This window comes from Moraxella equi, from assembly GCF_002027555.1.
GTDB classification, from domain to species: Bacteria; Pseudomonadota; Gammaproteobacteria; order Pseudomonadales; family Moraxellaceae; genus Moraxella; species Moraxella equi.
The window spans coordinates 17,649-41,563 of the sequence record NZ_MXAP01000050.1; the positions used below are offsets into that span (position 1 = coordinate 17,649).

Annotated in this window: 26 protein-coding genes and 1 pseudogene; 20 read left to right on the forward strand and 7 right to left on the reverse strand. The window is 45.6% G+C overall.

All coding sequences use genetic code 11. The features are described 5' to 3' along the window. Positions 1 to 86: 86 nt before the first annotated feature. From B5J93_RS05430 to gloB, 4 genes and pseudogenes are all read left to right on the forward strand, one after another. A complete protein-coding gene (locus tag B5J93_RS05430) occupies positions 87 to 992 on the forward strand; it encodes a hypothetical protein (protein ID WP_079325291.1) in 906 nt (301 codons plus the stop codon). Positions 993 to 1,116: 124 nt separating this feature from the next. Beyond that, positions 1,117 to 2,199 (forward strand): 3-phosphoserine/phosphohydroxythreonine transaminase, encoded by a 1,083-nt coding sequence (gene serC, locus B5J93_RS05435; protein ID WP_079325293.1) that lies wholly within the window; start codon positions 1,117 to 1,119, stop codon positions 2,197 to 2,199. A 281-nt stretch (positions 2,200 to 2,480) separates the two neighbouring features. Further along, positions 2,481 to 3,475, forward strand: a pseudogene (locus B5J93_RS05440) (IS110 family transposase). 176 nt (positions 3,476 to 3,651) lie between these two features. Further along, the gene (gloB, locus tag B5J93_RS05445; RefSeq protein WP_079325295.1) at positions 3,652 to 4,437 is read left to right on the forward strand and encodes a hydroxyacylglutathione hydrolase; all 786 of its coding nucleotides are present in this window, start codon (positions 3,652 to 3,654) and stop codon (positions 4,435 to 4,437) included. A 34-nt stretch (positions 4,438 to 4,471) separates the two neighbouring features. Here the strand turns inward: gloB and B5J93_RS05450 are convergent, their stop codons facing one another. The 3 genes from B5J93_RS05450 to ilvD form a co-directional block, all read right to left on the reverse strand. Next, positions 4,472 to 4,972, reverse strand: a complete 501-nt coding sequence (locus B5J93_RS05450) for a hypothetical protein (protein ID WP_079325297.1) — start codon at positions 4,970 to 4,972, stop codon at positions 4,472 to 4,474. A gap of 58 nt (positions 4,973 to 5,030) precedes the next feature. Continuing rightward, a complete protein-coding gene (locus B5J93_RS05455) occupies positions 5,031 to 5,606 on the reverse strand; it encodes a Uma2 family endonuclease (protein ID WP_079325299.1) in 576 nt (191 codons plus the stop codon). A 63-nt stretch (positions 5,607 to 5,669) separates the two neighbouring features. Beyond that, the gene (gene ilvD / locus B5J93_RS05460) at positions 5,670 to 7,568 is read right to left on the reverse strand and encodes a dihydroxy-acid dehydratase (RefSeq protein WP_079325301.1); all 1,899 of its coding nucleotides are present in this window, start codon (positions 7,566 to 7,568) and stop codon (positions 5,670 to 5,672) included. A gap of 210 nt (positions 7,569 to 7,778) precedes the next feature. Here ilvD and B5J93_RS05465 point away from each other — a divergent pair, with 210 nt between their 5' ends. The 15 genes from B5J93_RS05465 (at position 7,779) to lptB (ending at position 18,473) form a co-directional block, all read left to right on the forward strand. After that, positions 7,779 to 8,975 (forward strand): AI-2E family transporter, encoded by a 1,197-nt coding sequence (locus B5J93_RS05465; RefSeq protein ID WP_079325303.1) that lies wholly within the window; start codon positions 7,779 to 7,781, stop codon positions 8,973 to 8,975. Between the two features lie 179 nt (positions 8,976 to 9,154). Next, positions 9,155 to 10,141 carry an energy transducer TonB gene (locus B5J93_RS05470; protein ID WP_079325305.1) on the forward strand — a complete coding sequence of 329 codons (987 nt, stop codon included), beginning with the start codon at positions 9,155 to 9,157 and terminating at the stop codon, positions 10,139 to 10,141. Positions 10,142 to 10,181: 40 nt separating this feature from the next. Further along, positions 10,182 to 10,736, forward strand: a complete 555-nt coding sequence (locus B5J93_RS05475; protein ID WP_079325307.1) for a MotA/TolQ/ExbB proton channel family protein — start codon at positions 10,182 to 10,184, stop codon at positions 10,734 to 10,736. 9 nt (positions 10,737 to 10,745) lie between these two features. After that, complete coding sequence (locus B5J93_RS05480) at positions 10,746 to 11,147, forward strand: ExbD/TolR family protein (protein ID WP_079325309.1); 402 nt, start codon at positions 10,746 to 10,748, stop codon at positions 11,145 to 11,147. A gap of 136 nt (positions 11,148 to 11,283) precedes the next feature. Beyond that, positions 11,284 to 11,880, forward strand: coding sequence for a 6-pyruvoyl trahydropterin synthase family protein (locus B5J93_RS05485; protein ID WP_079325311.1), 597 nt, complete (start codon positions 11,284 to 11,286; stop codon positions 11,878 to 11,880). Positions 11,881 to 11,889: 9 nt separating this feature from the next. Then, positions 11,890 to 12,144, forward strand: coding sequence for a type II toxin-antitoxin system TacA family antitoxin (locus tag B5J93_RS05490; protein ID WP_029102153.1), 255 nt, complete (start codon positions 11,890 to 11,892; stop codon positions 12,142 to 12,144). After that, positions 12,131 to 12,637 (forward strand): GNAT family N-acetyltransferase, encoded by a 507-nt coding sequence (locus B5J93_RS05495; RefSeq protein ID WP_167432579.1) that lies wholly within the window; start codon positions 12,131 to 12,133, stop codon positions 12,635 to 12,637. Before B5J93_RS05490 ends, B5J93_RS05495 begins: the two co-directional genes overlap by 14 nt. Beyond that, the gene (gene tsaE, locus B5J93_RS05500) at positions 12,634 to 13,068 is read left to right on the forward strand and encodes a tRNA (adenosine(37)-N6)-threonylcarbamoyltransferase complex ATPase subunit type 1 TsaE (protein ID WP_079325315.1); all 435 of its coding nucleotides are present in this window, start codon (positions 12,634 to 12,636) and stop codon (positions 13,066 to 13,068) included. Before B5J93_RS05495 ends, tsaE begins: the two co-directional genes overlap by 4 nt. Then, entirely contained in the window at positions 13,065 to 14,204 is a 1,140-nt protein-coding gene (miaA, locus tag B5J93_RS05505) for a tRNA (adenosine(37)-N6)-dimethylallyltransferase MiaA (RefSeq protein WP_079325317.1), read from the forward strand. The genes tsaE and miaA overlap by 4 nt, the downstream gene beginning before the upstream one ends. 65 nt (positions 14,205 to 14,269) lie before the next feature. After that, positions 14,270 to 14,875, forward strand: a complete 606-nt coding sequence (gene hfq / locus B5J93_RS05510; protein ID WP_079325319.1) for an RNA chaperone Hfq — start codon at positions 14,270 to 14,272, stop codon at positions 14,873 to 14,875. A 162-nt stretch (positions 14,876 to 15,037) separates the two neighbouring features. After that, the gene (locus B5J93_RS05515) at positions 15,038 to 16,027 is read left to right on the forward strand and encodes a KpsF/GutQ family sugar-phosphate isomerase (protein ID WP_079325321.1); all 990 of its coding nucleotides are present in this window, start codon (positions 15,038 to 15,040) and stop codon (positions 16,025 to 16,027) included. Positions 16,028 to 16,054: 27 nt separating this feature from the next. Continuing rightward, a complete protein-coding gene (locus B5J93_RS05520; protein ID WP_079325323.1) occupies positions 16,055 to 16,576 on the forward strand; it encodes a KdsC family phosphatase in 522 nt (173 codons plus the stop codon). 47 nt (positions 16,577 to 16,623) lie between these two features. After that, a complete protein-coding gene (gene lptC, locus B5J93_RS05525) occupies positions 16,624 to 17,199 on the forward strand; it encodes an LPS export ABC transporter periplasmic protein LptC (protein WP_079325325.1) in 576 nt (191 codons plus the stop codon). Positions 17,200 to 17,271: 72 nt separating this feature from the next. Then, positions 17,272 to 17,751, forward strand: a complete 480-nt coding sequence (gene lptA / locus B5J93_RS05530; RefSeq protein WP_174700912.1) for a lipopolysaccharide transport periplasmic protein LptA — start codon at positions 17,272 to 17,274, stop codon at positions 17,749 to 17,751. Next, on the forward strand, positions 17,748 to 18,473 hold the full coding sequence (gene lptB / locus B5J93_RS05535; RefSeq protein ID WP_079325328.1) for an LPS export ABC transporter ATP-binding protein: 726 nt from the start codon (positions 17,748 to 17,750) through the stop codon (positions 18,471 to 18,473). Before lptA ends, lptB begins: the two co-directional genes overlap by 4 nt. Before the next feature lie 19 nt (positions 18,474 to 18,492). On the opposite strand, the gene nudC is transcribed toward lptB, so the two are convergent. From nudC to aroQ, 4 genes are all read right to left on the reverse strand, one after another. Then, complete coding sequence (nudC, locus tag B5J93_RS05540; protein ID WP_079325330.1) at positions 18,493 to 19,377, reverse strand: NAD(+) diphosphatase; 885 nt, start codon at positions 19,375 to 19,377, stop codon at positions 18,493 to 18,495. Next, entirely contained in the window at positions 19,374 to 21,059 is a 1,686-nt protein-coding gene (locus B5J93_RS05545; protein ID WP_079325332.1) for a hypothetical protein, read from the reverse strand. Before B5J93_RS05545 ends, nudC begins: the two co-directional genes overlap by 4 nt. Before the next feature lie 315 nt (positions 21,060 to 21,374). Continuing rightward, positions 21,375 to 22,970, reverse strand: a complete 1,596-nt coding sequence (gene dnaQ / locus B5J93_RS05550; protein ID WP_079325334.1) for a DNA polymerase III subunit epsilon — start codon at positions 22,968 to 22,970, stop codon at positions 21,375 to 21,377. After that, positions 22,967 to 23,461 (reverse strand): type II 3-dehydroquinate dehydratase, encoded by a 495-nt coding sequence (gene aroQ, locus B5J93_RS05555; protein WP_079325336.1) that lies wholly within the window; start codon positions 23,459 to 23,461, stop codon positions 22,967 to 22,969. Before aroQ ends, dnaQ begins: the two co-directional genes overlap by 4 nt. A gap of 226 nt (positions 23,462 to 23,687) precedes the next feature. On the opposite strand from aroQ, the gene B5J93_RS05560 reads away from it, so the two are divergent. Then, a complete protein-coding gene (locus tag B5J93_RS05560) occupies positions 23,688 to 23,900 on the forward strand; it encodes a cold shock domain-containing protein (RefSeq protein WP_029102179.1) in 213 nt (70 codons plus the stop codon). The last annotated feature ends 15 nt before the right edge of the window (positions 23,901 to 23,915 follow it).

A 23,915-nucleotide genomic window follows, 5' to 3' on the forward strand; every position in this document is an offset into this window, starting at 1 on the left:
AAAGAGCATGCAGAACCAGCCCTTGCAAGTCTGTGATGTATATTAAGTTATTTGTAAAATAATATTGATAAAACGCCCCATATAACATGAATACCCTGTCCGACTGTCCGCCAAAGATTGCCCAAAGTCGCCATATCTTAGCATTGGCGGGCATACCTTTGTGGGCAAAAAAACACGCGACAGCAGGGCAAAGTAGGGCAGGGATTATAACTCTACCGCCTGCGTATGACCGCTTGCAACCCAATCCACGCTTGACTCATTTGTTGCCCGATGAGTTGCCTGCCAAGCAACACGCCAAGCCAATTACTGCACCAAATACCACGCCAACACCCGATAAATCGCAAATCTTATCTGTCATGGATGTCAGAGCGTTGCTTGATTCTGCCAGTTTATCAGTTGATAATCCGCCATCTGCTGATTTAACACCTAGCGACATCATAAATAAGCAACCACCCCAAGCCACGCCCGAATCACAAAGAGCATTGGGAAGCATTGTAACAGGCGAACAAGCCCAGTCCCCAGTCCAACCAAACCCCATAACCAACCTTGCCCAAGCCCAACCCTTTGCTCCGCCTGCCCATCTTGACATTCGCTTTGCCCTGCAAGGCGTGCGGTTCGGGCAGTGGGTGCTGATTGTGGATATGCTGCTGATGAGCCGTGATGAGCAGTCGCTGTGGCAGTCTCTCAAAAACGCCCTAAGTAATCAAGCCAGTCATCAGCCCATTACCGCCTTTTATCGTGAGATTGGTTATCCATTGGTTAAAAATGAATTTCGCTCGGACGTGGGGCTAAATCCTGCCCAATATACCTTTGACGGCTTTGTCATTGGGCTTTGTGTGTCATCTGGTCATCATCAAGCTGTGCAAGTGGCGTTTTTGACAGATACGCCCGCAGGTGTCATTGCCCAAACTGCCCAAATCTTGCCGAGTATCCGCCAAATGATGACGAGTCCTGCCCTAAAAAAGCAGTTTTGGCAAACGGTGGTGGGTTAAGTTATGGTTAAATATGCCGATGACTGTTAAAATTTTGCCAAAAATCTGCTACAATGCTAGGGCATTTTTGAGTATTTACCAAAGTTCAATACACCCTATTATTCCCCACCTTTAAAGGACAACCATGAACCGTCTTGCCAATTTTTGTGCCGGCCCTGCCACCATGCCCACCGAAGTCCTACAAAAAGCTCAAGCTGAGCTGTTAGACTGGCGTGGCAAGGGTACCTCCGTCATGGAGATTAGCCATCGCAGTGCTGATTATATTGAGATTGCCACCAAAGCCGAGCAGGATTTACGCACGCTCATGGGCATCTCGGACGACTATGCCGTGCTGTTTTTGCAAGGCGGTGCGTCATTGCAATTTTCAGCCATTCCCTTTAACCTGCTAAATGGCGGCACGGCGGATTATCTAAATACTGGCACATGGTCCCAAAAGGCCTATAAAGAAGCCAAACGCTATGAAACGCTAGGCTTAGGCAAGATTAACCTAGTTGCACAAGGGGATGGTAAAAACGTACCCACGCCTGAGACTTGGGAGCTAACAGACGGTGCGTCTTATTTTCATTATTGCCCCAACGAGACCATTCACGGCGTGCAGATTTTTGACACACCAAAAGTAAACGCCCCCATCGTGGCGGATATGTCGTCTTGTATCCTATCCGAGCCGATTAATGTGAATGATTTTGGGCTAATTTATGCAGGGGCTCAAAAGAACATTGGACCTGCTGGCTTGACCCTTGTCATCGTCCGCAAAGACCTAATGGAGCGTGCAAGTGCGTGGTGTCCTAGCATTTTAAATTATAAAAATCAAGCAGATGGCGACAGTATGCTCAACACCCCGTCCACGTTTGCGTGGTATTTGTCGGGATTGGTATTTGAATGGTTATTGGCAAATGGCGGCGTGGAAGGCATTGCCAAAACCAACCGAGCCAAAGCCGAACTACTATATCAAGTCATTGATAATTCTAGCTTTTATGATAATGCCGTCAATCCACGCTATCGCTCTATCATGAATGTGCCGTTTACGCTTGCCGACAGCGAGCTTGATAAAGTCTTTTTGGAAAAGTCTAAAAATGCAGGGCTGTTAAACCTAAAAGGCCATCGTGTGGTTGGCGGTATGCGAGCGAGCATTTATAATGCCGTAACCTATGAGCAGGTACAGGCATTGGCGGACTTTATGAAAGAATTTGAAAAAACGTACGCTTGATTTGTACCAATGCGTAGACCAACCCCAAATCACAAATTCATGATATATGGACGTAGGGGCGTGCTGTGCACGCCTATAAAAATGACAACATCAAAAGACGTGCGGAGCCAACCCCCTTGTATATCCAAAACAAGATATAATAAGCCAACCCACTTATCTGTCTTTCGTTTCGCCCCTAGAGATGACATTCGTTTGTCGCATTGAAACAGATAAGCACCCATCAACAACAACCGTACAGTTACCAGTTTAACACCCGAATGCAAGGCAGGTTTATGATGAGTATGAAATCAGCAAACAATGAGTTAGACAAACACTATGTTCACTTTATTGACATTGACATCGCCAAAAAGAGCTTTGTGCTTGCCACTTCATTATCACCCAAAACTATGATAACACAGCACAAGGCATTGACCAAGCCATCTGTTTTATCAAAGATGAACAAACACAATGCGATCATGGCAAAACCTTAGTGGTTCTAGAAAGTACAGGTGGACTTGAAGGGCCCCTTGCCAAAGCCTTATGTTTGGCAGGCATTTGTGTCATGATTGCCAATCCAAGACAAACACATCAATTTGCCAAATCACAGTCCTTAACCAAAACAGACAATAAAGACGCCAAAATGCTTGCTTTTTATGCCAAAATGATGGCACAAAGAGATGATTTAGCCACCTTGCTTTATTGTCCACCCAGTCAAAGTCAAGAGTTATTAACCGCATTGATTAACAGACGCAATCAATTTGTCCAAATGTGTACGGCTGAGAAAAACCGCTTAGAGCAATCTCATCACAGTCAAGTGGGTAGCATTCAAGCTCATATTGCTTATCTAACAGAGCAAATTCATGAGCTTGACAAACAAATCAAAACCCATCTTGATGATCATCACCCAGACCTTAAACAAAAGGGCAGTGTCATTCAAAGCATCAAAGGTATTGGACAAACCACCACAGCCACCTTATTGGCAATGCTGCCTGAGCTTGGCACAATCTCACACAAACAACTTGCCAGTCTTGTGGGTGTTGCACCCCACCCCAAACAAAGTGGAGAGACTAAGTTTAAAGGTCTGTGTCAAGCAGGGCGAGCAGAAGTGCGTAAGGCACTGTATATGGCAACCTTGGTGGCTACTCGCTTTGATGAGAAAATCAAAACCTTCTATCAAAGATTAAGAGCCAATGGCAAGCCCTTCAAAGTTGCCATTGTTGCCTGTATGCGTAAACTTCTAACCATTTTAAATGCAATGGTAAGAGATGAGTTACAAAAGCAAGTTACTGTACATTAAATGCTCGGTATTGACTCTTTGTACTAAGTTTTTGTATTGCACTTTGATGGGGAGTGGAATACAGTTGCTACAAAACCTATGGCAAATATCAGGTTTATTAGGTTAACATAAGGGCGGATTTGGTTCGCCTTTATTTTACAACTGACCAGTCGGCTTTTTATATTTTGGAAAAACTCATGCATATTACTCCCATTCCCATTTTAAATGACAATTATGTTTGGCTTATCGTGAAGGATAATAACGCCGTTGCCGTGGATATTGGCGATGATAAGCCTGTGCTTGATTATCTACATGAGCACAATCTTACCCTATCCGCCATTTTAATCACGCATCATCACGATGACCATATTGGCGGTGTGGCAAGTGCCAAATCCGCTTATCCCAACGCTAAGATTTACGCCCATAAGTCGCACCTTAACGCCATTGGCATGACCCCTGATGTGGCGTGCGATGAAGATAGTGAATTTGAACTGCTCGGCTTGACGTTTAAAGTATGGAAAACGGCAGGACATACCGACACGCATTTGTCCTATTTGTGTGATATGGACGACAAGACCCATGTATTTTGTGGCGATACGCTATTTAGTGGCGGTTGTGGACGGGTGTTTACAGGGACGATTGGGGAGTTGTTTGATAGCATGAAACGCTTTGGGGGTTTGCCTGAGGAGACTTTATTTTATCCCACACACGAATACACGTTGTCTAATTTAACATTTGCCCTGTCGGTTTGTGCGGATAAATATAAAGAGGAAATCATTCATCATCAACATCAAGTAAAAGATAAACTAGCAAATCAAATACCATCTCTACCCACCACCTTAAAAGTCGAAAAATCGATTAATGTGTTTTTGCAAATCGATGATAAAGACATGGTGGTAAATATCAAAAAGCATTATCCCTTAACCAGTGATGATGAATTATCCATATTTACCGCACTTCGTGAATTAAAGAATGGGTTTTGATATTAAAAATGACTGGGTTTGGGTGGCGTGATTTTTATCTTGTTAATATCAAACCCCACCCAATACCAACAATTCCCATAAAAATAAGCAATTCTTTGCCTAATTTTTTATGATAAGCGATTAAAGAATTTTTATCTTTTCTGATTTTATAAATGGCGTGTAGGTATTTTAAAAATGATAGCATTAAAAATGCCAAAAACATTGCAATGACAAAATGCCCAAAATTCTGCCGTTCAAATGACACAGGAATAACAATATCGCCATCAATTTGATATTCTGAATATTCGGTTTGTAATGCCCCTTCATTGATGTATTGATAATTGCCATTTTCCAAAATTTTTAAACACCTATCCACAAAATCTTGCCAATGCTGTCCACCCACCATAAACCTTTCATTGGGCGTATCGGTGGGGGTGTAATGTTCTTTTTCTAATTTACTAAGGCTGATTGCAATAAGGGTGGTTAATAAACACCAAAGGCAAACGATACCGATGGTTTTTATTAAGGATAAAATGGCGTGGATAAATTTTTTCATTGTTTTAGAAAGTAAGGTGTGTATTACGCACCGTTTTTAATACCGATATTTAATGTTATTAAAATTCAATATCATCATAAATATCCGCCACTTTTACCGAATAATCCACGCTTTTTAAATATAAGTCATCATCAATATTCAAATATTCGGCTTGCCAATTATTATCTTTGCGATAAATAAAAATTTGCGGATTATTTAAATCCACCACCACATATTCTTGTAAAGTTTCTAGGGTTTGATAATGTTCAAATTTGGCATTTAATAGGTGTTTGTTTTTATGGGTTAAAATTTCAAAAATAATGATTGGCTCTGTGGAACAAGGCTTATCACTATTAATGGTTTGTCTTTTTTCAAGAATTGCTTTTGGTAAATAAATATTATCATCGTCAATTTTTACATCAAAATATTGTAAAAATAAATGGTTGTCAGATGATTTTCTGTATAAATTAATTAAATTTCCTGTAATTTTAGAATTAATTCTTCCATAATGTAGCGTTAAAATTACCATACCATTGATAATTTCATAACGAGTATTTTCAAGTCCATTGGGCGTGTATTCTGTCCAAAGTTTCATTTTGCCAGCATCATCACGCAGTTTTTCCAGCAATTCGGTTTCGTTGTCAAATCTTGGCATCTCTTTTCTCTAAAAAATAAAGGAACGATTACTCGCCCCCTCATTCTAGCAAATTTACAACCTTTATTCCACCTGCCCCACATCTCTCACCGCCCCTGTATCGGCACTGGTTGCCATGGCAGCATAGGCTCGCAGGGCTTGGGAGGCATAGCGTTCACGGTTTACAGGTTTCCACGCTTGTTTACCACGTTCATTCATGGCGGTACGGCGTTTGGTAAGCTCATCGTCCGATACGTCCAGATGAATGGTGCGGTTTGGAATGTCAATTTTGATGGTGTCAAACTCTTCCACCAAGCCAATCGCACCGCCTTCGGCAGCTTCGGGGCTTGCGTGTCCGATAGACAGCCCTGATGTACCACCGCTAAATCTACCGTCTGTGAGCAACGCACACGCCTTGCCCAAGCCTTTTGATTTTAGATAGCTTGTCGGATAGAGCATTTCTTGCATACCAGGCCCGCCTTTGGGGCCTTCATAGCGGATAATGACGATGTCGCCTGCGACAATTTTGTCCGCCAAAATCGCCTCCACCGCACTGTCTTGGCTTTCAAACACACGAGCTCGCCCTGTAAAGGTCAAAATGCTCTCGTCCACGCCTGCGGTTTTGACCACACAGCCACGCTCGGCAATGTTGCCAAACAACACGGCAAGCCCACCGTCTTGACTGTACGCAAATTCTTTGGAGCGGATACAGCCTGATTCACGGTTCAAATCAAGGTTACCCCAGACTTTGTTTTGGCTAAATGCTTGCGTGGTGCGTACGCCCGCAGGGGCGGCGATGTACAGCTCTCGGGCGGTTTGGTTGTCGGGGTTCATCACGTCCCATTTGGCAAGGGCGTCCGCTAGGGTTGGGCTATGCACGGTTGGCACGCCCGTGCGAATTAGCCCTGCTCTATCAAGCTCCGCCAAAATCCCCATCACACCCCCTGCACGGTGCACGTCTTCCATGTGGTATTTTTGGGTGGCGGGGGCGACTTTCGATAGGCACGGCACGGCACGAGATAGGCAGTCAATGTCCGCCATTTTAAAGTCCACGCCTGCCTCAAACGCCGCCGCCAATAGGTGCAAAATGGTATTGGTACTACCGCCCATGGCAATGTCAAGGCTCATGGCGTTCAAAAATGCGGCTTTGGTGGCGATAGAGCGTGGCAAAACGCTATAATCATCTTGTTCATAATGACGTTTGGCAAGCTCTACAATCAGCCGACCTGCTTCCAAAAAAAGCTCTTTACGCTTGGCGTGCGTGGCAAGTAGCGAACCGTTGGCAGGTAGCGACAAGCCTAGTGCTTCGGTTAGGCAGTTCATGGAGTTGGCGGTAAACATACCAGAGCATGAGCCACAAGTTGGGCAAGCAGAACGCTCCACGTTTGCCACGTCTTCATCGCTGATTAGGTCATCGGCGGCATCAATCATGGCGTCCACTAGGTCAAGTTTACGCACCTTTTTACCCGTTTCATAGGTAACGGTCTCATGGGTCATGTGTCCGTCATGCACCTCACTTGCCAGCACCTTGCCAGCTTCCATAGGGCCGCCCGAGACGAAGACCACAGGGATATTTAGGCGTAAGGCAGCCATAAGCATACCGGGGGTGATTTTGTCGCAGTTGGAGATACACACAAGGGCATCTGCACAGTGGGCGTTTACCATATATTCCACGCTGTCGGCAATCAAATCACGGCTTGGCAAGCTATACAGCATACCGCCATGCCCCATGGCAATGCCGTCATCTACGGCAATGGTATTAAACTCTTTGGCAACGCCCCCTGCCTTTTCAATCTCACGGGCGACAAGTTGCCCCATGTCTTTTAGATGAACGTGCCCGGGGACAAACTGCGTGAATGAGTTGGCAATGGCAATGATTGGCTTATTAAAATCATCGTCCGTCATGCCTGTGGCACGCCATAAGGCTCTTGCCCCTGCCATGTTGCGACCGTGTGTGGAAGTTTTTGAGCGGTATTGTGGCATAATTTTTTCCTAAATTGGCGGTTGGCTAAAAGGGTTATTTTAGCACTTTTTAAAGGATAATATTTGACAAATTTTATTTATAATTTTTATAAATTTAAAAACTTTTAATTATAAAAATAAATTCAACCATTTCACAAAAACCCCTTGCCAAATTCGCCATTTTGGGCTACATTTGCACTTTTATTGATAGCATTCATCTAAGTGCCTGCCATGACCACATCTTACAAATCCGCCATTGTCTTTTTTGTCGCCCTTGTCCTGTTTTTGATGAGTTTTTATTATCTCATTCAAGTGTGGCTTATGGTATTTGCGTCCATTTTGGTGGCGGTGTTTTTGCTAAGTTTGGCACAGCTCACCTGCCAAATTCCCAAAGTGGGCGACTACTTTGCCAAACTGCCCCACGGCGTGCAAGTCGGTGCGGTAACGGTGGCGGTGCTGTCGGTGGTGGCGGGGTTTTTGGCGATGTTTGGCTCGGAGCTTGTCGCTCAGTTTGCCGACATGAAAGAGCTTGCCCCCAAGTCTTTTGACGCCATCAAAGACTACCTTAAAAGCTATCCTGCCATCTATGAATGGCTAACCCAAAACGCGTGGGCGGTGGAATTCCAACAAGACCCCAAGGCGTTTTTTGAAAAATTTCAAGACAGTATTGTCGGTGGTCTGCCTGCATTTTTTGGGGGTATGCTAAGCGGTGTGGGGACGTTTTTTGTGATTTTGGTGGTGGGGCTGTTTTTGGCATTATCGCCAAGCGTGTACACCAAAAGTGCCATTGCCCTTGTGCCAAAGCCGTATCGAGACAAGGGCGAATACCTGCTAAAACGCAGTTATGGAGCGATAGAGCAATGGCTCATCGGGCAGTTTGTGGTCATGGCGTTTGTGGGTGTGGCAACAGGGGCAGCGTTGTGGCTGATGGGCATTCCGTTTGCGTTGGCAATGGGCGTGATTGCCTTCGTGCTGGATTTTGTGCCTGTGATTGGTCCGTGGCTGTCGGCGGTGCCGATTCTGCTCCTTGTGCTGATTGTCTCACCTGATTTGCTACTGTGGACACTTGTTATGATTGTCGTGGTTCAGCAGTTAGAAAGCTATGTGGTCGCCCCAATGGTGCAACAACGGCTCATCGACCTGCCCCCTGTGGCTCTACTGCTCTCGCAAATCATCATGGGAACGCTCACAGGCGTGCTTGGCGTTGCCATGGCGACACCGCTTATGGTGGTGGCGATTGTGTGGGTGCAGGTGGTGTATGTGAAGTTTGTCTTACAAGATTATTCAATCAAAGTGCTTGACCAAAACGAAAACGACATGAAAACCGACCCCTATGCCGATTATGACGCTTATAAGGCAAAAAGCGAGCCAAAAGTGGTGGTGTTATCCCCAAAGCAAGATGTAAATAATACAGACAAGAAGTCTTAAATGTGAAAATTTTAAAAAATAATCATTCTTAACCCCTTGCAATTTTGTACAAAATTTAAGATAATGTACCGATTGATAATTGTTATCGTTTCTTGCTTTTTTATCCGTTTTGTATAACTTTTTGTTATGATAAATGCTGTTTAAATCCAAAAACAACGTTTTTCTTTTGTGGGTTTGTGATGATGACCTTTGAGCACTCTAATAAATACAAGGTGTTGGCGGCGGCTGTGGCGATTATTTTGCATGGCGTGGCAGGCGTGGGTTTGGCAACCATGCAAATGCTTCATATTGAGCCACCTAAAATCACGCCACCGCTTGAAATTCAGATGATTGAGCTTAATAACGAAGAGTCGCCTGAACCACCCAAGCCTGAACCCACCCCCGAACCCAAGACAACGCCCACCCCTGCACAGTCTGTGGCGGCACCTGCCCCACCCAAGGCAAGCCCATTGCCACCACCAAAAGCTCCTAAGCCTGAGCCTAGACCTGAACCCCAAAAAGAGTTACCAAAACCTAAACCACCAAAACCTGAGCTTAAACAAGAACCTGTTAAACTCGAACCCAAAGAGCCACCCAAAGTCACAGAACCACAGGTGGACATCATCACTCAGGAGCGAGCTCAAAAAGCCTTTGAGTTGCAACAGCAAAGAGAGCGAGAACAGCGTGAACGTGAGCAACAAGAAAGAGAACGTCAAGCCGAACGTGAACGTCAAGCCGAACGAGACAGACAGGCAGAATTGGCACGCCAAAAAGCAGAAGCTGATGCCAAAGCCCGTGCCGAACAAGGTCAAGGCAGGGGTGGTGATGGTAAAGACACCAAAACCGACAATAAAACTGGCAATAAAGATACGACAAAAAGCGGTGGTGCTGGCGGTGGTGAGCTAAAAGGTCAAAATTTATCCATCTCCAATGCCAGTTGGAAAAGCAAACCTAACTGGAATGGATTGACGTCCGAAAAATTAAGCGGTTCGGCAAATTTTGTTGCCACACTCACCATTGATGCTAATGGTAAGATTACCAGTGTCTCTGGCGTGAATACAGGCGATAAAGGCTTGGATAGACAAATCTCCCAAGCCCTTCGCCGAGCCAGATTGCACCCCTTTAAATCATCAAGCGGTCAGCCGATGTCGGGAACAGTGACATTCTCCACGACAGTACAATTTTAAATACAACATTTACTTAACCCATTCTTTATAAGGAATGATTATGGATTTTGCACATTATTGGCAATATACTGACGCTGTCAGTAAAACATTATTTTTTATCTTGATTGCTTTGTCATTGGTTTCATGGTTTGTGGGTATTACTCGCCTACTTAGCTCTCGCCAAATGGCAGGCGTGATTGGCGATGAACTCACTGCCGAGATTGATAACGTCAGCAAAGATTTTGGTGGGCTTGATTTTAATCAACGCAAAATCATCACCGAGCAGAGCCTGTTACAGAACATCGCTCGCTATCGTTTTGAGCTTGAAAAGGGTTTATCGGTACTCGGCACGACCGCCGCCATTGCTCCATTTATCGGGCTGTTTGGCACGGTGTGGGGGATTTTTCATGCCTTGCATTCCATCGGTCAGAGCGGGCAGGCAGGACTTGCCCAAGTGGCAGGGCCGGTGGGCGAAGCCTTGATTATGACGGGTCTAGGTCTGGCGGTGGCGATTCCTGCGGTGGTGTTTTTTAATATCATCACACGTATCAATAAGCGTGCCATTCATCATGCCAATGATACCGCTCACGCACTGCTTGCCCGTGTGGCACGCTAGGGAGTTATCATGGCGTTTGAGCTGGGCGACAACGACAATGGGGGCATGAATGAGATTAACCTTATCCCCCTAATTGACATCATGCTGGTACTCATGATTATCTTTTTGGTAACAGCAACGGTACTAAACCCGACCGTACCGCTTGATTTGCCAAAGACATCGGCACAGGTCAATGACATGCCCCCCGATGTGATACAGATTAGCATTGATGCGGACGGTCAAATTTATTGGGATAAAACGGCTTTGAGCCTAGATGAGCTTAACGCTCGTTTTGGTGAAGAAGTGGCAAAAGGGGCTGACCCCCAAGTTCATCTGCGTGCCGACAAAGAAGGCAAATATGACACAATCGCCCAAGTGCTGGCAACAGCAAGCGGGGCAGGGCTGACTAAGATTGCTTTTGTCAATGAATGAGCTGTTAAAAATAAATCATCATCAAATAAAGCCCTACATTATGTGGGGTTTTATTTATTTGGGCTAAAAATGCGTATCCGTCCAAAAACAAAATTTCATGATATAATACAAAAAATTAACCACACAACATTCAAAAATGCGTATCCGTAAACTCTTTAAATTTGAAAATGCCCACATCGTCCGCAACTGCACGTCCGACCGTTGCAGTCGCTCTATTCATGGGCATAGCTATCAGGTCGAACTTATCCTAGAAGCCCACGCCTTTGACAACGGGCAAATGGTCTATGATTTTGGGCTATTAAAGTCGCATATTAAGGACTTGATTGACAGCTTTGACCACGCCATTACTTTTTGGGATAAGGACGATAGCGACTATATCCGTGCGTGCAAGGACTTTTCGGCTCGCTGGATAAGTCTGCCTGTGTCGCCATCTGCCGAGCAGTTTAGTCGTGTGATTTTTTATTGGGCGGATAAAGTACTAGCCAATACCACAACCCAAAATGGCGAGACGGACGTGTCTGTCTATTCGGTCATCGTCCACGAGACCGCCACAGGGTACGCCCAATGTTTTAAAGAAGACATAGAAAACGACCGTATGGGCAAATTGTCGCTGGATATGTTTGAATTTAGCGAACAAGTCAAAGCCGAGTGGGGCGATAGCGAGCTGTTTGATAAGTTAAAACGTGGCGAGAAATTTGTCAATCCACAGCCGTTAAGACAAGTGAATTTTTAAGGATAAACTATGATAGTGTTAGACATTACTCCTAGTGAGCAAGTGATTATTGAAAAAGCAAGTCAAATTGTTGGTATGCCATTGAGTGATTTTATTACTGAGCAAGCCTATCAAACCGCTTTAAAAATAGTTGATAAAGACAAAGGTATTTATTTGACTGATGAAGAGTGGAATAATATGATGGATTTTTTAAATAATCCCCCAGAGCCAAATGAAAAAATGAAAGCGTTAATTGCTCGGGGTTATGAACTTGATAAATCGTAAGCATTCATTGGTATTTGAACCGTTAAATAAAAATCACGATAGGTTTTTATTTGACTGTGGTAATGACATATTAAATCGTTTTATTAAACAACTTGCCAGTCAAATTGTAAAAAGACAGGAAGCGGTTATTTATGTTAGTCATGAAAATGGTCGTGTCATTGGATTTTACACCTTATCAGCGGATAAAATACAAAAATCGGACAGTCCTGATGAATTAAAAAATCAATCACCACATACTGCCATACCTTGCATATTGATTGGGCGTTTGGCGGTTGATAAAAATTATCAAGGCATGGGAATCGGTATTGATTTGTTGGCACACGCCCTACGGCGAGCAAAAAGAACAGCTGAGTTGATTGGTGTGGCTTTTGTGATTGTTGATGCCAAAGATGAACAGGCAAAATCATTTTATCAAAGTTATGGATTTTTTGAATTGCAAAATACACCATTGAGAATGGCTTTTCCTGTTTCTAAAATTGAACGTGAAGAATGAAAACTTTAATCCTAAAAAACGAAACCGACACCGAACATCTTGCCAACGCCCTTGCCAAAACCAATCCCACAGGCAGTCTGTGGCTATCGGGCGATTTGGGGGCGGGCAAGACGACTTTTACCCGTTATCTTTTGCGTGCATTGGGGCATACAGGGGCGGTAAAAAGCCCAACTTATACCCTAGTTGAGCCTTATAACATCAATGGTAAGCCTGTGTACCATGCCGACCTATATCGGCTAAATGACCCAGAAGAGCTGGATTTTATTGGGTTTTTTGAATATTTTGATGAGCTAAATTCGCTGGTTATCATTGAATGGGCAAGCCGTGCCGAGAACATTTTACCAAAGCATGATATAACAATAAACATCACAAGACAAGCCGATGAAAGTCGGGTGGTGGAGATTGTTGGAATGGATTTGGATTTGTCATGAATTTACATTATCAATCCCTACCCGATAACACCGTCCTATCGCTTATCGCCCCCACCGCCAGCGGTAAAACCGATTTGGCGTTTAAATTATTTGATACAGGGCGGTTTGAGCTGATTTCGGTGGATAGTGCCCTGATTTATGAGGATATGAACATCGGCACGGCAAAGCCTAGTGATGATGAGCTTGTCCGTTTTCCGCATTATTTGGTGAATATCATCAAGCCGACCGAGACTTATAACGTGGCGACTTTTGTGGCGGACGTGGAGCGACTCATTGGCGACATTCACGCACGGGGCAAGATTCCGCTACTTGTGGGCGGTACGATGATGTATTATATGGCGTTACTTGATGGCTTGTCTGCCGTGCCTGACACCGACCCTGCCATTCGCCAAAAGGTCATGGCATGGCTGTATGGCAAAGGCATTGGCGAGCTGTACGCCTATCTGCAAACGCATGACCCCAAGATTTGTCAGCGTCTAAAAATATCCGACACCCAACGCATCACAAGGGCGGTGGAAGTGCATGTGCAGACAGGCACACCCATGAGCGTCTGGCAAGATACGCCCAAAGTCGCCCCTTGTCATAATCCACACCAGCATTGGCTGACCCTATCGGTAGAGCCTGAACGTGCATGGCTACACGAGCGTATCGCCAAACGCCTTGACATCATGTGGGAGCAGGGACTGGTTGATGAAGTGATTCATCTTTTGCAAAAATACCCCGATTTAACGCCTGATATGCCGTCCATGCGGTGCGTGGGCTATCGGCAGGTGTTGGAATTTTTGGCGATAACTGACCATGAGATTATGCAAATCTCCCCCATTTGGCATGCGTTTGCTATAAATTTACAAAAAAACAACAAAATGACTGCCGAAAATGGCAAAAATTTTGTAACAAAAGGGCAAAATATGCATGACATGGCTTGCCAAGACATGAAAAATAAGGCATTATATGCAACAAGGCAAATGGCAAAACGCCAATCAACATGGCAAAGACAACTGACCAGTTTACCCCAATTTATAAACGCCAATGAAATGAATAAAACAAAGGCTAGCATAACAAGTGACCCCCAGTCACAGCAACGGATTTTTTCATTTGCAAGCATGAAAGACGCACAAAATGAGCTTTTGGCGTGATTTTTAACGTATTTTTCCAAGCACCGTTGGTTGCTTTTTTCTTGTGTTAATTTTGGAGAACAACAATGTCAAAAGGGCAAAGCCTACAAGACCCCTTCCTAAACGCTCTGCGTAAAGACCGCATTCCTGTGTCTATTTTTTTGGTCAATGGTATCAAGCTACAAGGTCAGATTGAATCATTTGACCAGTATGTTGTGTTACTAAAAAACACCGTGAGCCAAATGGTCTATAAGCATGCCATTTCTACCGTTGTCCCCACTCGCAACCCACGCACAGATGGTGCAACCCCTAGTGCAGGTACGGGCTATCCGTCATCGGTGGGCGTGATGAGTGGCAGTAACTATCAAGGCACGGGCTATCCTAATGCAGGCTTTGACCGTCAAGGCTTTGGCGGTGGGGCGGGCACAACCCGTCCTGTGGGTGGCTTTACTCGCACTCCGCCAAACCAAGGTTTTGGTGGCAATCAAGGCTTTGAACGTGGTGGCTATCCACAAGGGGGCATGGGCTTTAATCAAGGCTTTGAGCGTTCGGGTTTTGAAGAGCGTGGCTTTGATGGTAAAGGCTTTGAGAAAAATGAACGTGGCTTTGATGGCAAGGGATTTGATAATAAAGCCTTTGACAACAGCACCTTTGACCGTCAAGGGTTTGACAAAACCAATGACGATGAATGATGTCGCTCGTGGTAACTAATCGTAAAAAAGCTCACATGATGTGGGCTTTTTTATCATAAAAGTTTTTATGATAAAAGTTATCGCAGTTTGATAAAAATTTGCCATAAAACATCGCCAAATATGGTATCATACCCATTTTATTTTACAAACCATCCGCCGCTCATGAACGACCAAACCCCGAACACAGCCGACCTTGATACTGACTTTATTAGCGTGGGCTTGACCGCCATTAACACCGAACAAGAAGCATTGGCACTGCTTAAAAATGAGCTTGATGAGCGTTTTGTGCAGGCGTGTCAGGCGATTTTGGCGTGTCGGGGGCGTGTCGTGGTGACAGGCATGGGCAAGAGTGGACATATCGGGCGTAAGATAGCGGCGACATTGGCAAGCACGGGCACGCCTGCATTTTTTATGCACCCAGGGGAGGCAGGGCATGGCGATTTGGGTATGCTCGTGCAGGGCGATGTACTGATTGCCATTTCTAACTCAGGGCAGTCCGATGAGATTAAAATGCTTATCCCTGTTGTCAAACAGTTGGGTATTCCCCTGATTAGTATCAGCCGTGACCGTCGTGGGTTTTTACCCAAATCTGCCAATATCGCTTTAACCCTTGGTAATTTTGAAGAAGCCTGTCCGCTCGGACTGGCACCGACATCAAGCACGACCGCCACACTGGCATTGGGCGATGCGTTGGCGGTGGCACTGTTGCATGCTCGGGGTTTTACCAGTAATGATTTTGCCTTGTCGCACCCAGCGGGAGCATTGGGACGTAAACTGTTGACCCGTGTCAAGGATGTCATGCACACCGAGAACCTGCCCGTGGTGCGAGCCGATACCAGTCTTGATAAAGCCCTGCTCGTGATGACAGGGGGGCGACTGGGCTTGGCGGTGGTGGTTGATGAGCAGGATGGTGTGGTGGGTATTTTTACCGATGGCGATTTACGGCGTAAACTGGCGGATAACGTGTCGCTATCGACCCCCATGAGTACGCTCATGACCAAGCACCCTAAGCATACCACGGGCGAGATGCGAGCGTCTGATGCCCTAACGCTGATGAATGAGCGTGCCATTAGTCAGCTGTTGGTACTGGACAACGGTAGGCTTGCAGGCGTGATTAGCATTCATGACTTGCTAAAAGCAGGCGTAAGCTAAATTTATAAAACAACAAAAGGAAAAAGCATGAGCGATTTAACCAAACGATTGCAAGCGGTCAAACTTTTTGCCATGGACGTGGATGGGATTTTGTCAGACGGGCAAATCATCTATGATGCCAATGGGATAGAGACCAAAGCCTTTTATGTCCAAGATGGTGTGGGATTAAAGGCATTAAAAGAGCAGGGCATTATCCTTGCCATCATCACAGGTAGAAACTCGCCCATGGTGGCACGTCGTGCCGATGAGCTGGGCATTGACCATGTGGTACAGGGGCGAGATGACAAATTTACCGCTTTATCTGCCCTTGTCGATGAGCTTGGACTGTCTGTGAGCGAATGCATGTACATGGGTGATGATTTGCCTGACCTAAAAGCCGTGCGTGAATCAGGCGTGGGCGTGTCTGTGCCAAATGGCTGTGCCGAAACGCAAGCGGTGGCGGACATTGTCACTACCAAATCAGGCGGTCATGGCGCGGTGCGTGAAGTGTGCGAGCAGTTGTTAAAGGCAAAAGGGGCTTATGATGCCTTTATCGCCCAATATATCTAAACGTTTAAGCTAGCAATAATCAAGCTCAAAGATAGAGATAATCACTCATGAATCTAAAAATTCTCAGCGTGCTTGGTGTGATGGCACTCATGGTCGGGGCATGGTTTTTTTACAAAGAAGATGTCAAAATCGAACCTGCCGTGCCGTCTGCCCCTGCCGTCTCTTATGAAGTGACCGAGATTAAGGCGGTGCAGACCAGTCCTGAGACGGGCGAGATTGAATACACGCTAACGGCGGACAGTTTGGCAAAAAACAGTGCAGGCGTGGATGAGATGAAAAATGTCAAAATGGACTGGACGCCACCAAATAGCGAAACTTATCATTTAGAAGCCAGCCTTGCCAGTTTGGAGCAGACCACGGGCGATTTGTTATTAAAAGAAGGCTTTGTGTTGGTGCGACAAGGCGATGACACTAAGCCTGATATGACCATCAAAGGCAATCTACTAACAGGCAATACCAAACAACGTCAAGTGGCAAGCAGTGAACCCATCAGCGTCACCCAAGGGGTGGACAGCTTTATGGCACAGGGTTTTACAGGGGATTTACAGACAGGCGAGTATGAATTTTATCGCATTCAAATGGAACTTGCCCCGCCCAAGCGTGAAGACAAGCCCTTATTTTAATTCATCTATCATGGATATCTTATGAGAACATCACACTTATTATCAGCCCAAATCCTACTTTTTGTGTCAGGGATGGGTATGGCGTTATCTGCTCATGCTCTGCCATCGGACGCCAGTCAGCCCATCCGCCTGCTTGCTGACAAAGCGACATACAGCGAGCGTACAGGTGTAACCAGTTATTCGGGTAATGTCATCATCGAGCAAGGTACGCTCAAAATCACCGCCGATAACATCACGCTAAACCTAGATGACAAACGCAGTATCAAAACTGCCCTAGCAACAGGTCGCCCTGCAACCATGCAACAAGTTGTCACTCAAGAAAAGGGTCTTGCTAAGGGGCAGGCAAATAAGATTGATTACAACGCTGTGACAGGTATCATCACGCTCACAGGTAATGCCAAGCTGACCCAAGCAGGGGCAAGCTTTTCGGGTAATACCATTCGTTATAGCCTAAAACTGGGCGATGTGGAAGCCAATGCTGGCGGTGGTCGCCGTGTGGAGTTGGTGTTTCCGCCAAGCGAGTCCAATAGTCAAACAGGTGTTCGCCCATGACCACGCTTGCCATGCACCATTTGGGCAAACGCTACGGACAGCGTTGGGTGGTCAAAGACGTCTCTTTTGAGATAGACGAAGGGCAAGTGGTGGGTATCTTAGGGCCTAATGGGGCAGGCAAGACCACAAGTTTTTATATGGTTATCGGGCTTGTGCCGATGGATAAAGGGCAAGTCATGTTGGGAGATACTGATTTGTCCAAAAAAGCCATGCATGATCGTGCCAAGGCAGGCATTGGCTATCTACCCCAAGAAGCATCTATTTTTCGTAAGCTGACCATTGAGCAGAACATTTTGGCGATATTGCAGACTCGTCAGGATTTGGATAAATCCGCCCAACTTGCCGAACTTGAAAAGCTCATTGGCGAGTTTCATTTGGAGCACGTACGGCATTCGCTGGGCATGAGTGTGTCAGGGGGCGAACGTCGTCGCTGTGAGATAGCCCGAGCATTGGCAAGTAACCCCAAGTTTATCTTATTGGATGAGCCGTTTGCAGGGGTTGACCCCATTTCGGTGGGTGACATCAAGGAGGTCATCACCGCCCTAAAACAGCGGGGCATTGGCGTACTAATTACTGACCATAATGTGCGTGAGACCTTATCCATCTGCGAAAAGGCTTATATCGTCTCCGAAGGCAACATCATCGCCCAAGGCTCGCCCAGTGATATTTTACAAAATGAGTTGGTGCAACGGGTGTATCTGGGTAAAGATTTTGTGGTATGACTTGTTTGTCATGTAAGCTTTACGAGTTAAACTCTTCGGGATATCTATCTAGCCCTAATGTTTGACTAATCAGCTCATAAGCAATCGTCCCTTGCTTGGGAATTAGTGGTAAATCATCTTTGCCAAAAAACTGAGCATGGAACAGCTCATCTTCATCGATGACGATATTCCCCGACTTATAAGTGGCACAAAAGCCAAGCATGAGATTGGTCGGATATGGCCAAGCTTGGCTTTTGATGTAGCGGATGTTATCCACGCGAATACCCGTCTCTTCTAACACTTCACGATGAATGGTCATCTCGGCACTCTCGCCCACTTCCATAAATCCAGCAATGAGTCCATACATGCCTGTTGCCTGATGGCGATGATGTTGTGCCAATAGGATTTGAGGCTGACCTGTCATGGGACAAGGACGGGTAATGGCGATGATGACACAAGGCTGTATCTTGGGATAAAAATGCTGATGGCAGGTAGGACATGCCATGGTGTTTTCTTTGCGGTGGCGTACTGTTTTGGTGCCACAACAACCGCAGAATTGATTACTCTTTTGCCATAATAACAGCTGAATGCCTGCCGAGATTTCATGGGCGGTGTGGCCGTCGGTTACGGCAACGGCATGGCGATAGGCGATGAGCTCGCCATCAAAAGGATGTGGCTTAGTCATCTTTTGATAATCAATGGCAAATACCCGTCTGCCATCATCTCCAAAATGTAGTAGTTCAACCACGCCCAGTGTGTCATCCAAACCATCATCCAAGTCGTCTAAGCCATCTATGCCTATCTCAGTATGATAAAATGCATAAGGCTTGCCATCACGACAAAAAACACGCTCGCCATCAACGACCCATATTGCATGGGTGGTTGATGACTGTGTGTCTACTGTGTTGATGCTTTGATGCTTCATGCCACGAGCTGATTTAAGCTATTTTGGCTGATGAGAATGCTTTGTTCATTGGTAGGACGGTTTTCTTCAAAGTTTTCAAATTCAAAGTCTGCCGCCACCAAGACATCTGCCCAAGCGTTACTGATGCGAATCAGCTCGCTGTCGGGGGAGGTTTTAACTTTATCAAGCAGTCCGTTTTCTAAGCGACGAGCCAGCAGGTATAGCTGAGCTGATGTGGCAGATAGGCGTAGGAACGCCGCCGCCCCTGCCACTTGGCGAATCATCTCAGGTGTGTTTTGCAGATTCATGATGTCACGGTTACTATCTGTGATATAGTCAGTTAATGCCAAAGTTGCCGCAGTTAGGTTGCTACGTGCTTCTTTGACCAAAGTTTCATAAGAAGTATCGAGCTGATGTAGTGAAATTTCACGGTTGTGCAGGGGTAATTTAACTGCCCCAGGGGTGTGGCTCTTGGCAAGGAAGATGGCAGCGTTTTCAGCGACCAATAGTTTATCCAAGAAAGTATCCAAGTCTTCTAGGGTGGGGTTTTGCCATCCACTTACTTGTGCTGATGCTGCTGTTAGTGCTTGGCTAGCATCGGCAAGCTCCAACAAGGTCATGGTCTGGGATAAGGTATTAAGCTCAGTTTTAATGTCATCAATGCTGACCATGTCACCAATCTCACCCATGCCGTTAGAGGCACGCACGAATTTATCTACTTTTTGTTTGATGGCTTCGATTTGCTCTTGAATCAAATTATTGAGCGTATCGGTGATTTCACGGTTGGGCCCGAACAAGAATCGTTGCATTTCGCTAAACTTGGTGTCGCTCACTCGGTTTAGGGCGTACTTTTGATTAGCAAGGGTGGCAAACTCTTTGTTTTTGTTGCAAGCAAAGCTGACCATCTCGGCAAAACGACGGTCCTCAATCGGCAAATAGTCAGAAAATTGCTGTTCTAGATAAACCAAGATACGCTTTTTGGCATGGCTTAGCGGTAGGTCGTTGGCGATGTTTTGGGTGATGGTCTTTGCCGATTGCCAAAATAAGGTGTCAGAATGCTGGGCAATCAAAGCACAGGCTTTAGTCATGCCATCTAATTTTTGGCGTTCATCATCAGAGATGATGCCGTCTTTATTTTCAAGGATGACAGACAGACCTGCGCGGTAGGCTTGGGTCAAGGCTCTGACATTGAGTCCAAGCGTGCTAAGAGAAGCGTAGTTTGCTTGGGGGTCGGCGATGATGACGCTGTTAATGTTTTGGTTTAGGGTGGTGGATTCGATGACAGCATGTCCCAAATGCTTGCCCAGTTTATTAATGATGGGTAGTAGCAGGGCAGGTTCGGGCGTTTCTTTTAATAAGACAAATTCAACATAACGGTCTAGTAGCATGATGGCTTCTGAGATGTCTGTCATCAGAATCTCATTTTCATCTTCGTCGCCATCGGCATTACCATGCAACAGCGTATAGCTTGCTGATAGATTTTCGGCAAGCAGTCCTGCTCCGTTAAAGGCAATCAATTTAAAAATGGCAGATAACTGTGATAGGTTATTTGCTGAGTCTAACAGCAGGGGGGCTTGGTCAGGGTCATCATAAAACTCACGCAAATGCACTTCGGCGTCTTTTAGCACAGAGCCGATTTCATTACGCAAAATATGAAGTGATGATAAGTCAAAATTGGTGGCGGTTTTGGCTGATTGAGTCATGATAATCCTGTTGTTTTATGGCAAGCAATAGGGTGTGTTGAACATTGATAACATTTTATTGGAGTTTGATAAAAACTTGATGGTTTAATCAATTTTTGCATGAAAAATGGCTAAATCTTGTGGCTCGAAGTCAAAAACTTGCTTGATAGAATAACTATCAACCTCAAGTTTTTTCCTTGAAAAACGGGCGATTTTTCTCATTTTTCATTGCAAATACCAATATTCAACACATCCTAATAATCGCTACATTTAACCATGTTTGGCGAAACTTGGCAAGTAAAATTATGCTAAATAGGGCAAATATCGGATAAATTGTTATTTGAGTACGCTCTTGCGCCATGCCCCATCGGCAGAGAAGTCATCTTTTGAGCGAATCAATTGGGCGGATAAGGCACTTAAATCACTAAAACTAATCTCGCCCCTGTTGTCATCTTGGCTCACCCCTTCTTCTTCCATGCTCATGGCAATCTGTCCGCTGGTCATGGCAAGATAGACTTCAAGTAAAATCTGCGAGTCCTTTAATGCTCCGTGGTAGGAACGGTCAATGTCCTGACCGACATCTAGGCGTTTGGCAAGGGCGTCCAAATTGTTCTTTTGCCCTGCGTACATTTTACGGGCAAGCATGAGTGAGTCGGTGACTTCCACGACATCGGCAAAGTCGGTCATGCCCACTTTGTCAAACTCATGCGATAAAAATTTCATATCAAACTGGGCGTTATGAGCGATGATTTCCGCCCCTTTCATGAACTCATAGACATAAGGAGCGACATCGGCAAATCGGGGCTTGTCTACCAAAAATTCATTATGAATGCCGTGAACGCCAATGACTTCATCATCCATCTCCCTGTCAGGATTTAGGTACACATGTAGCTGAACCCCAGTTGGCTTACGCTTGACCATCTCAACAATGCCAATCTCAACGATACGGTCGCCCGTGGCAGGGTCAATGCCTGTCGTCTCCGTATCCATAATCAGCTGACGTTCTGACGCCCCACGATGAATGGGGTCGGGCAGTACCGCCCAAAACGGCTCACGAATCTCATCGGTGCGTCCGTCATAGTCTGGGTTTTGGTGGTTGTGGCGAACCACTTGCATGGGGGCAGGCGGTGTTTTTTTCTTGGATTTTTTGCTGGGGGTTTTATTTTGGGCTTGGCTGACTGGCTCGCTGTCATTCATATCCGCTCCCACATCTGCCATTGGGTCGGTGGGGTCAAATTCATCATCTGCGACCATGTTTGCCATGTCGGCATAATAACTCATGTCATTGCCCACATCATTTTCATAAACAGCATTGTCATGAAAATCAGTGCCGTGAAAATTATTATCATCAAGGGCGTGGTTGGCGGTCTCGTTCATTGTGGTTGTCTCGTCTGTCTCTTTTGATATAGTGTTTGGCTCGGTATTGGTTTTGCTGTCTGTCTTGTTGCTTGCAGGGTTATTTGTGGGGGCGTGACTGATAAACAACTCACCACTGCCAGTAACGCCATCATTGGCAAGTTTATCCGCCATCTCATTACCGACATGTCCTGCATGTCCTTTTATCCATTGCCAATCAATGGTGCGACGTTGGCAGGCGTTATCTAGACGTATCCATAGGTCTTGGTTGAGTACTGCTTTGCCGTCCGCTTTTTTCCAGCCTTTGGCTTTCCAGCTGTTAATCCACTGGGTAATGCCGTTTTTGACATAGCCCGAGTCCGTCCAAATCTGTATTGGCGTATCGGCAGGCGTGCGTTCTAGGGCGGTGATTGCCCCCATGAGTTCCATGCGGTTGTTGGTGGTGTCGCTCTCACCGCCCCAAATGTTTAGCACGTCGCCTGTGGGGTAGATGATGTGCGTGCCAAATCCGCCAGCGGACGCCCCTGCCTTGCCGTTGCCTTTGCACGCCCCGTCAGTATAAGCGATGATGGTCATGAGTGTACGCCGTTTGTTTTATATAAATTTTTTAAAAACCATGCCAATGCCATGTCATAACCCATGTCGCCAAGCCCACAAATCACGCCCACCGCCTTATCCGAAAAATACGAATGACTGCGAAACGGTTCACGAGCGTGGACGTTGGATAAATGCACTTCAATAAAGGGTTTGCCACTGGCAAGCAAAGCATCACGAATGGCAACGGATGTATGGGTAAAGGCGGCTGGATTGATGATGACCCCATCAAATTTGTCGTGGTCGTCCGCCAATACGCCTTGGCTACCGATGATGTCCACGATATCGCCTTCGTGGTTGGACTGAAAATGGTCAAGTTGGATACCGTGCTGATGAGCGGTGGTGGATAGGCGGTGAATGATGTCTTGTAAGGTGGTCGTACCATAAATGTGCGGTTCACGCTTGCCCAATAAGTGCAGATTGGCACCGTTTAGCACTAATAATTTACGGTTTAGGGGGGTGGTTTGATTCATGAGTACTGATGTCTATGTGTTTTATGCTAAATGCTGATTATTTTAACAAATTTTTAAAGGTAGTGGGGCGTAAATTTTTTGTTAATGTTTGGTTACGTGCGTTTACAGCCCTTTAAAAGTGTGCTATATTTAGGCACGAGTTTACGATAACTGCGTAGTGCGTAGGCTTATTTGATTATTTGTATCATTGTAAGTGTTACAATGTGGTATTTTTTAAGGAAGTGTTATGTCTGCTCGTGAACAAGGTCAGGTTAAATGGTTTAACAATGCCAAAGGTTTTGGCTTTATCCAGCGTGCCACTGGCGAAGATGTGTTTGTGCATTTTCGTTCCATTGTCGGTGACGGCTATCGCTCACTAAGAGAAGGTGAAATGGTGGAATTTGTCGTGACCGAAGGCGATAAAGGATTGCAAGCCGAAGAAGTCACCAAATTAATGTGATGTTTAAATCACGCA

Bases quoted from the DNA above. Each gene is read 5' to 3' on its own strand.
- B5J93_RS05430 (WP_079325291.1), top strand. From the start codon at position 87: ATGAATACCCTGTCCGACTGTCCGCCAAAGATTGCCCAAAGTCGCCAT.
- serC (WP_079325293.1), top strand. From the start codon at position 1,117: ATGAACCGTCTTGCCAATTTTTGTGCCGGCCCTGCCACCATGCCCACC.
- gloB (WP_079325295.1), top strand. From the start codon at position 3,652: ATGCATATTACTCCCATTCCCATTTTAAATGACAATTATGTTTGGCTT.
- B5J93_RS05450 (WP_079325297.1), bottom strand. From the start codon at position 4,972: ATGAAAAAATTTATCCACGCCATTTTATCCTTAATAAAAACCATCGGT.
- B5J93_RS05455 (WP_079325299.1), bottom strand. From the start codon at position 5,606: ATGCCAAGATTTGACAACGAAACCGAATTGCTGGAAAAACTGCGTGAT.
- ilvD (WP_079325301.1), bottom strand. From the start codon at position 7,568: ATGCCACAATACCGCTCAAAAACTTCCACACACGGTCGCAACATGGCA.
- B5J93_RS05465 (WP_079325303.1), top strand. From the start codon at position 7,779: ATGACCACATCTTACAAATCCGCCATTGTCTTTTTTGTCGCCCTTGTC.
- B5J93_RS05470 (WP_079325305.1), top strand. From the start codon at position 9,155: ATGATGACCTTTGAGCACTCTAATAAATACAAGGTGTTGGCGGCGGCT.
- B5J93_RS05475 (WP_079325307.1), top strand. From the start codon at position 10,182: ATGGATTTTGCACATTATTGGCAATATACTGACGCTGTCAGTAAAACA.
- B5J93_RS05480 (WP_079325309.1), top strand. From the start codon at position 10,746: ATGGCGTTTGAGCTGGGCGACAACGACAATGGGGGCATGAATGAGATT.
- B5J93_RS05485 (WP_079325311.1), top strand. From the start codon at position 11,284: ATGCGTATCCGTAAACTCTTTAAATTTGAAAATGCCCACATCGTCCGC.
- B5J93_RS05490 (WP_029102153.1), top strand. From the start codon at position 11,890: ATGATAGTGTTAGACATTACTCCTAGTGAGCAAGTGATTATTGAAAAA.
- tsaE (WP_079325315.1), top strand. From the start codon at position 12,634: ATGAAAACTTTAATCCTAAAAAACGAAACCGACACCGAACATCTTGCC.
- miaA (WP_079325317.1), top strand. From the start codon at position 13,065: ATGAATTTACATTATCAATCCCTACCCGATAACACCGTCCTATCGCTT.
- hfq (WP_079325319.1), top strand. From the start codon at position 14,270: ATGTCAAAAGGGCAAAGCCTACAAGACCCCTTCCTAAACGCTCTGCGT.
- B5J93_RS05515 (WP_079325321.1), top strand. From the start codon at position 15,038: ATGAACGACCAAACCCCGAACACAGCCGACCTTGATACTGACTTTATT.
- B5J93_RS05520 (WP_079325323.1), top strand. From the start codon at position 16,055: ATGAGCGATTTAACCAAACGATTGCAAGCGGTCAAACTTTTTGCCATG.
- lptC (WP_079325325.1), top strand. From the start codon at position 16,624: ATGAATCTAAAAATTCTCAGCGTGCTTGGTGTGATGGCACTCATGGTC.
- lptA (WP_174700912.1), top strand. From the start codon at position 17,272: ATGGGTATGGCGTTATCTGCTCATGCTCTGCCATCGGACGCCAGTCAG.
- lptB (WP_079325328.1), top strand. From the start codon at position 17,748: ATGACCACGCTTGCCATGCACCATTTGGGCAAACGCTACGGACAGCGT.
- nudC (WP_079325330.1), bottom strand. From the start codon at position 19,377: ATGAAGCATCAAAGCATCAACACAGTAGACACACAGTCATCAACCACC.
- B5J93_RS05545 (WP_079325332.1), bottom strand. From the start codon at position 21,059: ATGACTCAATCAGCCAAAACCGCCACCAATTTTGACTTATCATCACTT.
- dnaQ (WP_079325334.1), bottom strand. From the start codon at position 22,970: ATGACCATCATCGCTTATACTGACGGGGCGTGCAAAGGCAACGGCAAG.
- aroQ (WP_079325336.1), bottom strand. From the start codon at position 23,461: ATGAATCAAACCACCCCCCTAAACCGTAAATTATTAGTGCTAAACGGT.
- B5J93_RS05560 (WP_029102179.1), top strand. From the start codon at position 23,688: ATGTCTGCTCGTGAACAAGGTCAGGTTAAATGGTTTAACAATGCCAAA.